The organism is Paraglaciecola sp. L1A13 (assembly GCF_009796745.1).
Classification (GTDB): domain Bacteria; phylum Pseudomonadota; class Gammaproteobacteria; order Enterobacterales; family Alteromonadaceae; genus Paraglaciecola.
Genome location: NZ_CP047024.1, coordinates 1,525,134 through 1,540,911 on the forward strand (window position 1 = coordinate 1,525,134; position 15,778 = coordinate 1,540,911).

At 42.9% G+C, this 15,778-nt stretch carries 17 protein-coding genes; 14 read left to right on the top strand and 3 right to left on the bottom strand.

Going from position 1 to position 15,778, the window contains the following annotated elements:
- Positions 1-38: 38 nt before the first annotated feature.
- The 3 genes from GQR89_RS21470 to GQR89_RS06350 are packed head-to-tail and all read right to left on the bottom strand — an operon-like array spanning position 39 to position 1,980.
- A complete protein-coding gene (locus tag GQR89_RS21470) occupies positions 39-689 on the bottom strand; it encodes a flagella assembly protein FlgT middle domain-containing protein (protein WP_233269098.1) in 651 nt (216 codons plus the stop codon).
- Positions 628-1,230, bottom strand: a complete 603-nt coding sequence (locus GQR89_RS21475) for a flagellar assembly protein T N-terminal domain-containing protein (RefSeq protein WP_233269099.1) — start codon at positions 1,228-1,230, stop codon at positions 628-630. Before GQR89_RS21475 ends, GQR89_RS21470 begins: the two co-directional genes overlap by 62 nt.
- Positions 1,231-1,980: a flagellar basal body L-ring protein FlgH gene (locus tag GQR89_RS06350; RefSeq protein ID WP_158769277.1), complete on the bottom strand. Its 750-nt coding sequence runs from the start codon at positions 1,978-1,980 to the stop codon at positions 1,231-1,233.
- Positions 1,981-2,178: 198 nt separating this feature from the next.
- Here GQR89_RS06350 and GQR89_RS06355 point away from each other — a divergent pair, with 198 nt between their 5' ends.
- The 14 genes from GQR89_RS06355 (at position 2,179) to GQR89_RS06420 (ending at position 15,776) form a co-directional block, all read left to right on the top strand.
- Positions 2,179-3,222 (top strand): hypothetical protein, encoded by a 1,044-nt coding sequence (locus GQR89_RS06355; protein WP_158769278.1) that lies wholly within the window; start codon positions 2,179-2,181, stop codon positions 3,220-3,222.
- Positions 3,223-3,331: 109 nt separating this feature from the next.
- Positions 3,332-4,657 carry an alpha-amylase family glycosyl hydrolase gene (locus GQR89_RS06360; RefSeq protein ID WP_158769279.1) on the top strand — a complete coding sequence of 442 codons (1,326 nt, stop codon included), beginning with the start codon at positions 3,332-3,334 and terminating at the stop codon, positions 4,655-4,657.
- Between the two features lie 203 nt (positions 4,658-4,860).
- On the top strand, positions 4,861-7,002 hold the full coding sequence (locus GQR89_RS06365; protein WP_158769280.1) for an ATP-dependent DNA helicase: 2,142 nt from the start codon (positions 4,861-4,863) through the stop codon (positions 7,000-7,002).
- Entirely contained in the window at positions 6,999-7,706 is a 708-nt protein-coding gene (gene tsaB, locus GQR89_RS06370; RefSeq protein ID WP_158769281.1) for a tRNA (adenosine(37)-N6)-threonylcarbamoyltransferase complex dimerization subunit type 1 TsaB, read from the top strand. The genes GQR89_RS06365 and tsaB overlap by 4 nt, the downstream gene beginning before the upstream one ends.
- A 79-nt stretch (positions 7,707-7,785) precedes the next feature.
- Positions 7,786-8,097, top strand: coding sequence for a hypothetical protein (locus tag GQR89_RS06375; protein ID WP_158769282.1), 312 nt, complete (start codon positions 7,786-7,788; stop codon positions 8,095-8,097).
- A 109-nt stretch (positions 8,098-8,206) separates the two neighbouring features.
- Positions 8,207-8,800 carry a Slp family lipoprotein gene (locus tag GQR89_RS06380; RefSeq protein WP_158769283.1) on the top strand — a complete coding sequence of 198 codons (594 nt, stop codon included), beginning with the start codon at positions 8,207-8,209 and terminating at the stop codon, positions 8,798-8,800.
- 100 nt (positions 8,801-8,900) lie between these two features.
- Positions 8,901-9,743 (top strand): alpha/beta fold hydrolase, encoded by an 843-nt coding sequence (locus GQR89_RS06385; protein ID WP_158769284.1) that lies wholly within the window; start codon positions 8,901-8,903, stop codon positions 9,741-9,743.
- A 153-nt stretch (positions 9,744-9,896) separates the two neighbouring features.
- A complete protein-coding gene (gene fadD, locus GQR89_RS06390) occupies positions 9,897-11,555 on the top strand; it encodes a long-chain-fatty-acid--CoA ligase FadD (RefSeq protein ID WP_158769285.1) in 1,659 nt (552 codons plus the stop codon).
- 79 nt (positions 11,556-11,634) lie between these two features.
- Positions 11,635-12,792, top strand: a complete 1,158-nt coding sequence (gene rnd, locus GQR89_RS06395; RefSeq protein ID WP_158769286.1) for a ribonuclease D — start codon at positions 11,635-11,637, stop codon at positions 12,790-12,792.
- The gene (locus GQR89_RS06400; protein WP_158769287.1) at positions 12,785-13,072 is read left to right on the top strand and encodes a YcgL domain-containing protein; all 288 of its coding nucleotides are present in this window, start codon (positions 12,785-12,787) and stop codon (positions 13,070-13,072) included. Before rnd ends, GQR89_RS06400 begins: the two co-directional genes overlap by 8 nt.
- 160 nt (positions 13,073-13,232) lie before the next feature.
- Complete coding sequence (locus tag GQR89_RS06405) at positions 13,233-14,183, top strand: lytic transglycosylase domain-containing protein (RefSeq protein WP_370461067.1); 951 nt, start codon at positions 13,233-13,235, stop codon at positions 14,181-14,183.
- Positions 14,184-14,843: a fumarylacetoacetate hydrolase family protein gene (locus GQR89_RS06410; protein ID WP_158769289.1), complete on the top strand. Its 660-nt coding sequence runs from the start codon at positions 14,184-14,186 to the stop codon at positions 14,841-14,843. It abuts the gene before it with no gap.
- A gap of 65 nt (positions 14,844-14,908) precedes the next feature.
- The gene (locus GQR89_RS06415) at positions 14,909-15,289 is read left to right on the top strand and encodes a hypothetical protein (RefSeq protein WP_158769290.1); all 381 of its coding nucleotides are present in this window, start codon (positions 14,909-14,911) and stop codon (positions 15,287-15,289) included.
- On the top strand, positions 15,282-15,776 hold the full coding sequence (locus GQR89_RS06420) for a YcgN family cysteine cluster protein (RefSeq protein ID WP_158769291.1): 495 nt from the start codon (positions 15,282-15,284) through the stop codon (positions 15,774-15,776). Before GQR89_RS06415 ends, GQR89_RS06420 begins: the two co-directional genes overlap by 8 nt.
- Positions 15,777-15,778 lie beyond the last annotated feature (2 nt).

The window sequence follows — 15,778 nt, forward strand, 5'->3', positions numbered from 1 at the left end:
CCTCTTCTATGCCGTTAGTTCTTGTTTGGAGGTTTGTGCTAATAACCGGATAGGGGACTGACAAGGTCAAAAAGATGGCTATTATCGAAAAGGCTTGCGTTGTCGCTAGTCAGAATTGCAGTTTGCGCATCGACGCTAACAACGGTCAATACATGCTTGGTTTCACTGGTTAACATGTTAAACATGTCGCCGTTTTGCGCGGGCACTGATTCACTCTTTATTAACTGGAATCTATCACCCTCGGCTACACCCATTTCACTACCAATATTGATCACTACATGTTGCGTATTTTTATGAATAATCTGGCCGAGTGTTTTTTGGCAAGTAAGCGTATTACTGATATCAATGACGGCGCTGTTTACTGTATTTAATACAACCCGGCCATAATCACTGCGCCAAAATAGGCTATTGTAGGTGTCAACGGGATAGGTTGCTTTAAAGTCCCAATCTGCTTCGCCATGGTAACTGTGATTAAGTAGCATCTTGTTATTAAATGCATCGAATAAATATAACTGAAAGGTAAAATTTCGCCTAAGGGCGACGTCGTCATTTATCAGTCCTTTAGTTGTTTGTTCAAAAAGGCTGATATCTCTAATATAACCAAAGAGTACAAATTGGCTGTGGTACTCATTGGCAAGGTAGCGAGCAGTGTCCGAAATATAACCAAAGGTGGGTTCTTTGCAGTACACTTTTCGGCATAAAAACCTGATTGATTAACTGTACTTTAGCCACAAGTTCATCTGATAGTAGCTGTTGCTCGACTCGCCGGCTAACCTGAGGGCCTAAATCGAATATGGCGCCATAGCTGGCTTGTGTCGGTTTTAAAACAGGTAATTGTGTTACCAGCAGTGCTCGCATGTAGTTGTCGTGATTACAATCGAACAGTGGCTCAATATCTACTTTTACATACACGTGTAGCACATCATCAATCACTTCTTCACTGAGAATTTCTACCCGTCTTATCTTACCTTCACTGCGTAGTTCGGTTTTACTGCTTTGCAGCAAGCCATCTAGTGAAATGTCTTTGGCAGTGATCATTATTCCATGTTGAAACGAAGCATCGGCGATAGCATTTTTAATCGCAACCACCCGAATAGCATTCAAATCTGCTCCATCAACAGCCAGTTGCGCATTACCCTGATACCAAACAGCCGAAGCATGGCCACTGAATAGGCCAAAGGTTAACAACGATATTAAATGAATGAAGGTGTTTGCACGTAAGGTCATCATTTACTCAAGTATACCAAAGAGCTTGCCTAAAATGGACGACTCTTGATTTTCCTGTAATTCGCCTTTGCCGCTAAATTCGATGCGTGAATTACCGACTTTAACCGAACTAACCGTATTGTCGTTGTCGATATCGCTGGGGCGTATCTCACCTGAAAAACGTATGTACTCCTCGCCTTTATTAAGGGTCATCCATTTCTCACCCGCGACCAACAGGTTTCCATTGGGCATAATCTCAAGCACGTAAACCGTTACGTCACCTTCCAGAGAGTTGTTTTGTTTGGTTTCTGCTGAACTGTCGAACTCGTTTTCTTGCTCAAAATCAGCGTTGAGGTTGTCACCGGCAATTTTTAACGGGCCTGCATTGATCGTAACGGGATCGAGGGTGAAGTTTCCACTTTTGTCTCGTTTAAAATTGAGGGATTTCTTTGACGAGGTTTTCTCGGACAGTTGTACCAAAATCATGTCGCCAACCCGGTAGCGATTGTTACGCTGATATAGGCTCACAAGGTTATCGGGATCAAATAATGAACCGGTTGGCACTTTTACCGCCGGGAACGGGTCAACTCTGACGGGGCGAAACTCTGGGTCGCCTCGCTCTGGTCCTGAGCTGGAATCTTTGGTTTCAATTGCCCGTTGTTGTACGTTCGGGTTTGTTGGGCTGCTGGCTATGACTTGCTCGTCATTGGGTACTGTGGTGCTGCAAGCGGTGATAAGAAGTATCGCCCCTGCAGTTAAGATTCTGATTAACATGACTTTATATTCAAATGAGTAAGCAAAGAATGATGGTCGCATATTCCTTTGAAGCTTGTCTGTATGGCTTGTGTCAAGGTTGTGTAATGAAAAGTCAACTTTGCAAAGTTACGTAAGTTTTCTGATTTATCCTCATTGGTTCTGATAAGACATTGATATTAAGGTCAAATTTTTATAAACGTAAATTCAGGGGACACGGTGAGCATAATCGAACAATTTTCGCTAAATAATACTCAAGGGGTTGATACGTCGTTATTATTGGGGGCTAACAGCGAGGCAGGTGTTAGCGCCTCTGTTGACTCTGCGACATCGGCTTCTCTTGAAAGTGTGACTGGGGTCGGGGCATATTTCGCCGATATATTAGCGAGCATGCAAGGGGCAGCAACTGATCTTATTGGTTCTGACGCAAATAGTACCAGTCAGTCTGACTCCGCCACTTCAACTGAGGCTTCGAGTGTCGCGGCAACCGGTTTATTTGCTTCGCTTATTTCATCTGATGATGAGGCAAGCACCACATCGACTCTTTCATCGAGTACATCAATAATAGGGACCGCGCTGACGTCGGACGAGAGCCTTTCACAAATTCAACAGCAGTTAATGGCGTCACTTAATGCTAGCTTGTTTGGTGGGTTATTAGGCGACACGGTAGGTACTGACGGTGCGACTAGCTTGCTATCAGGTATAGGCTCATCTTTTTCTGATGAATCTCTCTCAATTATGCAGTCTAATTTGCTGGCTAATTTACACAGTAGTTTATTCAGTGGGCTGTTAAGCGCTGATGGCACAATGTCGGAACAAAATGTTACCAGCACTGAAGATAGCACTGCAAGCAATGAAGCAGAGTCAGGTTATTCGTTTCTACAAAATATGAGTCAGTTTTCATTTGGTGATGATGGATTTGGTTTAAATGAATTATTTGATACAGTAAACATTGCCCAGCACGTGCCAGTAGTTTCAAGCTTATATCAGGATATGACCGGTGAGCATATGAGCGCCGCGGCGAGCTTAGCGGGAGGCTTTTTGTATGGTGGCCCAACAGGGTTAGCGCTGTCAGCTGTTGACTTAATGGTTGAAGGTTATACCGGTAGTACCGTAAGTGATGCGATCGTTGATTTTGATTATGCGGGTTATTTTTTTGGGAATAATTCTGCAGCCACAGCAGCTCAAGAAGCCTTAAAAACCAATGACGAACCCATCGAAAGTTCGACTAATGCTTATCAGTTTGTGTCGCGGCTATTTTAATAAAATTATGACGATGCGCGAGAAGTTAAATAACCATTATTCTAACTGAAATCAGCATTTACTTGCGCTACTGTAGTCACTGGCCGTGTAAACGTAAACAGGATTTCTCATGCATATTAATGATACGTCAACTCATTCCGATTATGCCCCTAAACCATTGGTGAATATCGATGCGCCCCAATGGAGCAAAGACGCGGTGATTTATGAAATTAATCTACGCCAGTTTACCCATGAAGGCACTTTGCAAGCTGCTATCGAACATTTACCACGCTTAAAAGCGTTAGGAGTGAAAATATTATGGTTAATGCCTATTCATCCTATTGGTCGTAAAAATCGTAAAGGAAGCCTTGGTAGCCCTTATGCCGTGCAAGATTATTTCGCGCTAAATACTGAATTTGGCACCCTAAAAGATTTACGCGAATTTGTGCACACGGCACATCAGCATGATTTGTATGTGATTATAGATTGGGTCGCTAATCATAGTGCGTGGGACAATATATTGGTTACCCAACACCCTAATTGGTATGCGCGTAACCATAAAGGTGAGTTTACTCCGACCCCGTGGTGGGATTGGGACGATATTATTGATTTTGATTACCGCCATGTTGGGCTTCGTACCTATATGGCTCGCGCTATGCGTTACTGGGTTGAAGAAGCCGATATCGACGGTTACCGCTGTGACGTGGCAGGCTTCGTACCTCAGGATTTTTGGGCCCAAATACGTGAGGAACTGAGCCAATTAAAACCCATATTTATGTTGGCTGAGTGGGAATCCCGAGACTTGCATTACGATGCATTTGATATGAGCTATGCATGGAGTTGGAACGAAACCGTGCACGGTATCGCTATGGGGAAATTGCCGCTGACTAAGCTTTATAAATACTACTCATGGAACGAAAAAGCTTTTCCGAAAGCTTCTATGCGTATGACATTTGTCAGTAATCATGACAAAAACGCTTGGGATGGTACGCAGTTTGAACAATTCGGCGATGCGCTAGAATGCGCCATTGTTTTGTCCGTATTGGGTGAGGGAATGCCGTTGATTTACAATGGTCAAGAAGCTGGCAACCCAAAACGTTTAGCGTTTTTCGAGCGAGACCCAATTGATTGGCAACCTCATAAAATCGGCGATTTATATGCTGATCTAATTTCATTAAAAACGACAAAAAGTGCACTACACAATGGTTTGTGGGGCGCGCGCATGTTGCTCGTCGAAAACTCTCACCCTCAACAGATTTTTAGTTTTGTCAGGCAAGACGCGTCAGGAAAAGTACTGGTTATATTGAATTTATCAGCCTTAGACTTGCATATAACACTTCTATGCACACTCGGTTATGGGCAATATCATAAATGGCCTGATGCACAGGAGGTAATGCTGGACGCCAGTACTACATTGACCTTAGCACCGTGGGAATGGCAGGTGTTTGTTGCGTAAATTAAAGATAATAAGCGTACCGCTAATGATGACTGTTTATCGATGAAGCATCGGGCGACTTTCTGCCGTTCTTTAGTATTTGCTTACGAGGGTTGCTAAAGCAATAAATATTTATCAATCAAAGAATAATTAAACTCTGAAAACTAACCCATAGTTTGGCATAATCGCCCTCTTTTTATCTCAAGGTACTTGCACTGCGCGCTATGTCGAAGTCTTCTAAACTGTTTGCCCCCGATGGCATTTTATCTCAAGCGATCCCCGGATTCACAGTGCGTCAGGCGCAAACTGATATGGCCAATGCGGTTGAAGAAGCCATTGAGCACAAGTCCGCCTTGATTGTTGAAGCGGGAACTGGGACGGGTAAAACCTTTGCTTATTTGGCGCCTGCACTGCAAGCCAAAAAGAAAACGATTGTTTCAACGGGTACCAAAAACTTACAAGAGCAGCTATTTCACAGAGATTTACCGCTAATTAAAAAAGCCATCGGGGTAAATGGCAAAATTGCGCTACTTAAAGGTCGTTCTAATTACTTGTGTTTGCACCGTCTACGCCAGCATGGTAGCAGCACTACCTTGCTCGATCGCACAACTATGGTGGAGTTGTCAGATGTGCGGCGTTGGGCCACATCGACCAAAACCGGTGATATGGGGGAAATGAAAGCGCTGGCGGAAGACGCTAAAGTACTGCCGTTTGTCACGTCAACTATGGATAACTGCCTCGGCAAAGATTGCCCAGATTACGAAGATTGCTACATGATAAAAGCACGGCGTAAAGCGTTGGATGCTGATTTAGTTGTGGTTAATCATCATTTGTTCTTTGCTGATATGGCCCTAAAAGATACTGGCTTTGGGGAGCTTATTCCTGAGGCTGACGTCGTTATTTTTGATGAAGCTCATCAGATACCTGATATTGCCAGTGAATATTTTGGCGAGTCGTTATCCAGCAGACAATTACATGATTTAAGTCGGGATCTGGAACTTGTGTATCGTACGTCGCTCAAAGATGCCAAGCAACTGCATACCGCAGGCGAAAAGTGCAAGATGATCTCTGCGGATCTGCGCTTGCTGTTTCCTGAGAAGGCGCAAAAGGGTAATTGGCGTGAAATGCTTTCCCGTGACGACGTGCAAACTCAAATCAGTAAATTGAATGATTCTCTGAATGTGTTGTATGAAGTGATCAAACTTCATCTAAGCAGAGATAAAGATTTAGACAGCATATTTGAGCGTGTTAGTGACGCCCGTGCGAAGCTCACTCGACTAACCGACGCGAATCAAAAAGGGGTGAGTCTTTGGTATGAAACGACTATGCGCCACATTGTGTTGCATTTGACCCCGTTGAGTATTGCTGCGAAATTTTCAAAAATTATATCTTCTCCTGAGCGTACGTGGATTTTTACTTCAGCGACCCTTATGGTAGGTGACGGATTCGAGCATTTTCAACGTCAAATGGGTTTACAGCAAGCAAAGACCTTGGCACTTGATAGTCCATTTAACTACCAAAAACAGGCCATGCTCTGTGTACCGCGCTTTTTACCGGAACCAAACGCCAGAGAGATGCGCCAGACTTTGCTAGATATATCTATAAAACTAATTGCGGCCAGTGGTGGGCGTTGCTTCTTATTATTCACCAGTCACGCGACGTTGCGCGCAATTGCTGGCATGCTTGAAGATAAAGTAGATAATCCGATTTTAGTGCAAGGCACGACAACTAAGCGAGCCTTGCTAGAATCTTATGTGAATAGCGATAATGCGGTGTTGTTAGGGACGGGTGCATTTTGGGAAGGCGTTGACGTGCGTGGAAACGATTTGACCTGTGTATTGATTGATAAATTACCGTTCGCATCGCCAGATGACCCATTGTTGCAAGCCAGAATTGAAGATTGTCGTAAAGCAGGTGGTAATCCGTTTGGCCAGTTGCAGATCCCCCAAGCTGCCATCGCGCTCAAACAAGGTGCAGGGCGTTTAATTCGGGATGAAACTGACAGAGGGGTGCTGGTCATTTGTGATAATCGACTGGTTACTAAAGACTATGCAAAAACTTTTTTGCGCAGTTTGCCGGATATGCGACGCACCCGACATTTACCGAATGCGTTGGCTTTTCTAGAAGAAATACACGCTGACGCACAAGAAGCTAAAAAGGCCGACAAAATCGCTAAGCATAACGCTAACAGTGCAGCTAAGGCTGCCGCTCAATCTGCGACAGAAGAGGCCTCTTTGCAACTAGCTGAACAAAACCTAGATAATAAAGATAACGCTAGCAATTTAGTTGAGTCGACTGACGATCAGAATTTACCTGAGCATAATGGCTTAGATACTCCCGATATGTTTAACAAGGAAGCACAATGAATCTCTTGATCATTGATACCGCGACAGAGGCTTGCTCAGTCGCTTTACTAGTAAACGGACAGCGCTATCAACAATTTGATATTTGTCCGCAGCAGCACAGTCAACGTATTTTACCCATGATTGATAGTTTACTTAAAGAAGCCAGCACATCATTAAGTCAGCTTAATTATTTGGGATTTGGCCGTGGGCCAGGCAGTTTTACGGGTGTGCGTATTGCCACAGGTATTTTGCAAGGATTAGCCTTAGGCACAGGCTTGCATGTGGTAGGTGTTTCAACCATGGCTGCTATGGCGCAACAAGCGATTGACCTGCATCAAGCCGATGAGGTGTACTGTGCGATAGATGCGCGCATGGGCGAAGTATATTTTGCGCATTATCAAGCGATTGGCGGCTTAGCGACCTTGGTTAATGAGGAACAGGTACTGCCACCTGAAGAAGCCGCTGAAATATTGCTTAACAACCAAAGTGAACAAGCTGCCTATGGCGTAGGAACGGGCTGGGCCGCATACAATGCTTTATTAGCCCCACTTAACGAACAACAAAGGCCACATATACTGAAAGATATACTGTATCCCGATGCACAATTCATGTTGGCTTTGGTTGAAGATGGTGTTCAAAAAGGCCAAGCAAAAGAGATCGAACAGATTGAGCCTGTGTATTTGCGCGATAAAGTTACTTGGAAAAAATTACCCGGACGGGAATAAAGGCTAATAGCGCAAAGATGTAAATTTGTGCTATAAGAATATTATTAAGCAACTGAATTAATGACTGATGGGAGTGCCTGTGAGAGTCGAATCGTCCGTTAGCGCTTTACAAAGTCCATTAAACGACAAAGCGATTAAGCGTAATAAACAGCAAGAAAGTACCAATTCTGATGTGGCATCAGCTCTTGGTGGCGCTAAGGATGTGCAAGACATTATTCGCAAGGGTTCGGTTGAAGTGTTTAGCCAGGCGGACTCATTTCGTCAACCAGCCACCTCAGACGATACCTCTACTTTTAGCTCACAGAACGCCATCGATACCTACCAAGGCGTGTCGCGTGAAGAGCGGCGTAATGAAATTCAACAACTTCTAGGGGTTGATACCTTCGCCTGATCTAATTGCCTCAGTTACGTTTAGAAACAACCCATTCACAAAATGTTAAGTTAATATCTCTTTTGATCTGTAGTATTGTAAGTTCAATGTGGTTTTTTTTGAGGTGGTTATGTATTCCAAATTAAGCATCCTATTAGTGACGCTTTGGTTAGCGGGGTGTTCGACACTACCTAAGCAAATTCAATTGCCTGATGACAGTAACTTGATTTCTTATGAAGATGCGGCATCTAAGTCTAAAGAGGTACTCGGGCAAAAAGCTCGTTGGGGCGGTATTATCGCCAAAATTGAAAATAAACCTGACAATACTTTAATTGAAATGGTTTATTACCCGTTGCGCAGTTATGGTCGTCCATTGCAAGGAGATGAAAGTATTGGTCGATTCCGCGTCTATGTGCAAGGGTTTTTAGATCCTATGGTGTATAAAAAAGGACGTACCATGACATTCACCGGCGACTTTACTCGTCTGGAAAAAGGCATGGTAGGAGAACACGAGTATGTTTTCCCGACGCTTGCGTCCACTGGTTACTTCTTATGGAAAGAGATTCAACAAGTTGATGTGAATATGATCAACGTTTGGCCTTATGATTACTGGCGATACGGTTGGTATAATCGCCCGTTTAATAATCGGGTCATATTACGTAGCACGCATCACACCAGAAGTAGCCCTGCAAAAACAAAACCGGCTGCTAGCAAAAGCAATTAGTTTATCGCTACCTGCTTTCGCTTAAAGCAGGCAGTTTCAACGGCTACTCATGTCATACCTCACTCGGTATCTCTGATAGCCGTTTTTTTATGGATGAATTATGCAAGAATTAGAATTTCCGTTACGTTATATCACTATTCGAGGTTTAGCATTTGGCGATCCAAGCAAACCTCTCATGCTTGCATTACATGGTTGGTTAGATAATGCAGCCACCTTTATTCCACTGTCTGCGTATCTCAAAGATTATTATATAGTTGCCATCGATTTTGCGGGGCACGGTAAATCTGATCACAGAAGCAAGGATGCACATTATCACTTAGTCGATTTTGTCTATGATGTGCATGAATTAGTTGAATCTCAGAATTGGAATGACTTTATTTTATTAGGCCATTCTATGGGCGGTATTATAGGCTCTATGTATACCAGTTGTTTTCCAGAGAAGGTCAGCAAGTATATAACTATTGAGTCTTTGGGACCCATCACAAAAGACAGCGAAAGTAGCCCTAAACAATTGCGCGAATCAATTGAGAGTCGTTTGCAAGGCGCAGCGAGTGAAGGGAAGCATCCCAGCATAAAAGAACGTGTTGTTCGCGCACGAGCGATTGCGGGGGGATTTTCCGATGCATGCGCGTCGCTTTTGGTGGAGCGCAATCTGCAATACATTGATGGCGACCTACAATTTACCACTGATCGCCGTTTACGTACTTTTTCATCCTTGCGCATGACTGAGTCCCAGGTAAAGGCATTTTTGCAGGCTATTACTTGTCCGACCATTGTTATTATTGCAGACAACGGCTACGAAATGATGAAGAAAAATGCAGAATTACGGCTAACTTGGATTAGTAACGCAAAATTAGTTAATTCTCCTGGCTCTCATCACCCGCATTTGGATAACCCTGCAGCCGTATCTGTACATATTTTGCGCTTTTTACACGAAAATTAACTATATATAGGTAAAATGTTAATTATATGTAGTGATCTTCGTTTATCTTTATACTAGGTTTGGGTATTATGCGCGCGTTAAGTAGTATAATTGCCGTCGACCCGCACATGTCGTGCCTTTTCTTAGTGGTCGAGGTTGCGCCGAGGAGGCAAAGTGGAAAAATCTTGGTTTAAAAGTTACGACGCACGAGTGCCACAAACAATTAATCCCGATAGTTATTCGTCTATTGTTGATATTTTTGAGCAGTCAGTCAAAACCTACGCTGATAGCGTAGCCTACATTAACTTAGGTAAGTCGATTACCTTTGCAGAGCTTGATCAATATTCCAAAAATTTCGCAGCTTATTTACAAAATTCAGGTCTACAAAAAGGTGATGCTGTTGCCATTATGATGCCAAATTTGCTTCAATATCCTGTTGCATTGTTTGGTGTGTTGCGTGCCGGTATGGTGGTGGTAAATGTTAATCCGCAATATACAGCCCGAGAATTAAAGCATCAGCTTAATGATTCAAATGCTAAAGCAATTATCATAGTTGAAAATTTTGCCTGTACCTTAAGTGAGGTGCTTAGTGAAACGACAATAGAGACTGTATTACTGACGAAAATTGGCGATATGTTAGGTGTGCCGAAAAAGTGGTTAACCAACTTTGTTGTTAAATACGTTAAGAAGATGGTTCCGAGCTATTCTTTACCCAATGCTATACCGTTTATGGATACATTGAAGCAAGGCGCCGCACAGAGCTATACGCGACCAGATGTGGCTGGCGATGATCTTGCATTTTTGCAATATACTGGCGGCACCACAGGCGTGTCAAAAGGGGCAATGTTAACCCATAGAAATATGGTCGCTAATTTAGAGCAAGCCTCCGCTATCTTAAATACGGTGACTGTGCCAAATAAAGAGTTGGTAGTCACGGCGTTACCGCTCTATCACATCTTTGCTTTACAGGCGAACTGCCTACTGTTCTTAAAGTTAGGTTGTGCCAACTTATTGATTACGAACCCTAGAGATATGGCTGGTTTTGTATCTGAATTAGCTAAATATCCATTTACGGTTTTAACCGGAGTAAATACCTTATTTAATGGTTTGCTTAATACTCCTAGCTTTACCGAATTAGATTTTACCAATGTGAAATTTTCACTCGGTGGTGGCATGGCGGTGCAACGCTCTGTCGCTGAGCGTTGGTATAAGCTAACAGGACATGTGCTGCTAGAAGGTTATGGTTTGACGGAATGTAGCCCGATTGTCAGCGTTAATCCGCCACAACTTAAAGAATATAACGGCTCTATTGGTTTGCCTGTACCTTCTACGGATATCCGTTTGGTTGATGATGACGGGATAGATGTTAAGCCAGGCGAATCCGGCGAGTTGCTGGTGAAAGGACCGCAAGTTATGCTTGGCTACTTGAATCGTCCAGAAGCGACAGATGAGGTATTAAAAGACGGTTGGCTTTCTACTGGTGATATTGCTCGCTGTGATGACAACGGTTATTTTTATATCGTTGATCGCAAAAAAGATATGATTCTAGTTTCAGGATTTAACGTTTTCCCTAATGAAATAGAAGAAGTTGCCGCTATGCACGAAGACATCGTAGAAGTCGCTGCGGTTGGCATTCCTCATGAAGCTTCTGGTGAAGCGGTTAAAGTCTTTGCGGTGCGTCGTCATCCGGGACTGAGCGAGAAAGATGTCATCGATCATTGTCGCAAACATTTGACAGGTTATAAAGTTCCGAAAAAAGTTGAGTTTAGAGACGAGCTTCCAAAATCGAATGTTGGTAAGATACTGCGCAGAGAACTTCGCGACGAGAAATAGTAGACGCCTTTTAGGCCTTTATTACTGTTTTAATGATAAACGCCGGCTTTTGCTGGCTTTTTTATGTTTTTGGAAAGACGTGCAATATATTTCGATTACCACTGATGAAGCATTGAACGCCTATTGCGCTCAATTGGCAAAAGCCCAGGCAATTGCCGTCGATACGGAATTTGTGCGTACGCGCACTTTATATCCACAACTTGGTTTGATTCAAATTTACGATGGGCAGCAAATCGCTCTAATAGATCCCTTAGAAATTAGCGACTTTAGTTTACTTAAGGCTATTTTTACCGACGCCAATATCGTTAAAATTTTGCATTCGTGTTCCGAAGATATCGAAACATTTATGTGTTCACTGAAGATTGTTCCTACGCCGATATTTGATACGCAGTTTGCTGCGGCCATTGTGGGCATGGGGGCCTCTTTAGGTTATGCAAAGTTAGTAGAGATCATGTTGGACGTGCAGGTTGATAAAGGTGAATCTCGAACAGACTGGCTTGCTAGACCGCTTTCACCGCAGCAGTGCCAATACGCTGCTTATGATGTGTTGTATTTGTTTCAGCTTTACCCAGCATTGCGTGATAAAACGTTGGCGCAAAATCGTCAAGCTTGGGTGTTTACCGAAATGGATAACCTGACACGCAAAAAACAAAGTCAAATCCCTTACGATTTATTGTATCTGAATATTAAAAATAGTTGGCATGTGACCGGAAAATCACTTTACGTGTTACAGCAATTAACCGCGTGGCGGGCGAAAGAAGCGCAGCAGCGAGATTTAGCATTAAATTTTGTCGTACGTGAAGCTAATTTGTTAGAAGTCGCTAAGAAGCTGCCCAGCAGTAAAAATGCGCTGCATCAAATATCAGGACTTACCCCACAGGAAATTCGTGTCAATGGTCAAGCCATGCTAGATATTATCGAAGCCGCGCAAAATGTTGATGAAAGCGCTTATCCGGTGCCGGTAGAACGCTTGGTCGATTTTCCCCGATTTAAAAAAGTCACCGCTGCGGTTCGAGAAGTCTGCGTACGAAATGCTGAGAAACTCGGCGTGCCGGTTGAATTGATTGGATCTAAGAAGCAGATTAATCAGCTTATTAAATGGTGCTGGTTCAGTGTTGATGACACACGGGCACAAGGGTTACAACCCGATCTGCTAGACGGTTGGCGAGGTGAATTCTTGCAAGCTGAGTTGGCAGGTGTGGACGGTCTGAATATTCCAGAGTCTGCTAATGCTTAATTTATTGTGTGCGGTATATAAAAGTAGCAAAAAAGCCGATACGTATTTATATGTTCCTGGGCGCGACGATTTTTCTCGGGTACCAGAGACGTTAATGAAGATGTTCGGTGCGCCGCGTTTTATTATGATCATGCCGATTAAAAAGGATCGCCTCTTAGGGCAAGTTGATATTCAGACTCTACGAGACGAATTGACGAAAAACGGTTTCTATTTACAGTTACCGCCACCAGAAGAGAATTTACTCAAGCAACATTTGGCAGCACAACCTCCCAAAATATAAAATTATGGGGTGGCCATTTACCGTTACTTTCTATTCGCTAATTAGTTATTTTATGGGCCTAAGCTGACTTAGGCTCTATCATTCCCATATTTGGGGTCATTCTTAGGAGGACATTATGTCTCACTTTAGTGTTTGTCTGATGCTTTTCATTGGTACGCTGATGATGAGTTCGTCCAGTCTCGGACAAACTGAAAAAACACAAGAAGGCTTCGAGCTATACCTGCAAAATTTTAAAACCGAAGCTATTACCAAAGGTTACCCATCTGACTTTCTAGACGGTGTTTTTACTGATGCGTCCTTTCGTAAACGTGTAGTCAAAGCAGATAAAAATCAGCCTGAAAGAAAAATAACTCTTGATACCTATTTAGCCACTCGAGTACCGGATTGGAAGGTACAACAAGCCGTTGGGCTGTATCAAAAACATAAATCTTTACTCAGCCAAGTAGAGAAAAAATTCGGCGTACAAGCGCGTTTTATCCTAGCGCTTTGGGGTAACGAAAGTAATTTTGGAAAAATAACCGGCAATTATCCAGTAATTTCTTCTATAGCTACTATGGCCTATGAAGGGCGTCGCGAAAGTATGTTTAGAAAACAGCTTTATGCCGCTCTTGATATTCTGCGCCAAGAGCACATTAGCCAAGACGAATTCCTTGGGTCTTGGGCCGGTGCCATGGGGCAAAGTCAATTTATGCCTACTTCATTTTTACATTATGCTTATGATTTCGATGGTGATGGTAAAAAAGATATTTGGAACAACCCCGCCGACGTGTTTGCGTCGATCGCTAATTTTCTCAAAACAGAAGGTTGGGATGACAATGGAACCTGGGGCCGTCAAGTTCGATTAAACGACGGTTTCGACTTTTCGTTGACTGGGTTAGATAAATCAAAAATGCATACCCTAAAAAAATGGCAAGAGCTAGGCGTTCGTCGTTATGATGGAAGCGCGTTACCGTCGGTTGATGTCAAAGCATCATTAATCATGCCTGATGGCGAAAAAGGGCGTATTTACTTAGTTTACAATAATTTTCATACCTTGATGGGTTGGAACCGTTCTAGCTATTTTGGCGTGGCAGTGGGTTATTTATCAGACCGTATTAAGAAGGGCAATTAAATGTATCAGCATCATTTTATAAGTGGCGATGTCATTGATTTACCGATAGGCAAGGTGGTGTGCGTTGGACGTAATTATCTTGAGCATATAAAAGAGTTAAACAATGACGTACCCAAACAGCCATTGTTATTTATTAAGCCCAGCACGGCACTGTGTGATATTCACCAACCTATATATATCCCAAAAGGACAAGGTAGTTGTCATAACGAGCTGGAAATCGCTATTTTAATCGGTGAGCGATTAACGAATAGTGATGAAACAAGTGCTAAACAAGGCATTTTAGGTGTCGGCTTAGCCTTAGATCTTACGCTTCGTGATGTGCAAGACCAACTAAAGGCCGACGGCCAGCCTTGGGAGCGAGCTAAAAGTTTCGATTTAAGCTGTCCTATATCCAATTTTGTGCCTGCGATGGATATTGATATTGAACAAAATATTGAGTTTAGCATGGCGGTAAATGATAAACTTAGGCAACAAGGTAACAGTGTAAATATGATGCACACCATTTTGTCTTTACTCGTTGATATTTCGCAAACATTTACCTTATTACCAGGTGATATCGTTTTAACGGGCACGCCAAAAGGGGTGGGTCCATTAGTTGTTGGCGATGATTTAGACGTAGTGCTGATGGATTATTTTTCCGTTAAGACTAAAGTTATTTGAACAGAATGAGTGCATTAACTAGCATTTAAAGTAGTTTTTGCGTCAGATATTAAGAGTACTCGCTAATGGCATTCACCCAACATCATCGCTTAGATTTAGCTAATAAGTTGGTGGTTTTCGAAGCATCTGGTCATGTTGATCACGTCGACAAGATGGAAATTGTGATCAAAAAAGCGATTAATTTAGCGCATATGCACAATTTAATCGGAATATTATTCGACCTTCGTGAGGTAAAGCTAAGTTACGAATCGATAGATGTTATGGACCTTCTAGTGCGAATGCGAGACGAAGATTGGTTAGGTGGACTCAGGCTCGCTCGTTTGGTAAGTGGGTTAGGTCATACCAATGATTTAGTGGCTGAAATTTATGAAAAGTTTAGTTTACCCGTAAAGAATTTTGAATCCAAAAGTAAGGCAATTGCCTGGTTATTATATAATTATGAATGATAAGTTTTGGCTAGATACGCCACTAGAAAAAATGAACGAAGCACAGTGGGAATCGGTTTGCGATGGCTGTGCTAAATGTTGCTTACACAAGTTTATAGATGATGATGAGGCCGTAAAGGCCGCGCCTACTGCTCACATTAATACTGGCGAACAGATCCATTACACCAATATTGCTTGTGGTTTGCTAAACACAAAAACATGCAATTGCACCCGCTATGATGAGCGCACTGCGTTAGTACCTGATTGCGTTAAACTGACCAAAGAAAACATCAGCGACATCTTCTTTATGCCAACGAGTTGTAGCTATCGACGTTTGCATGAAGGACGTGGTTTACCCTCTTGGCATCCGCTTCTGAATAAAGGTAAAAAAGCCAAGATGCATAAAGTAGGTATGTCTGTGCGTGGTAAAACGGTTTTTGATCACGATGTGGAGTTAGAAGACTTCGAAGATTATATCGCTGTTTGGCCTTTGGACGACGTAGACTAGTT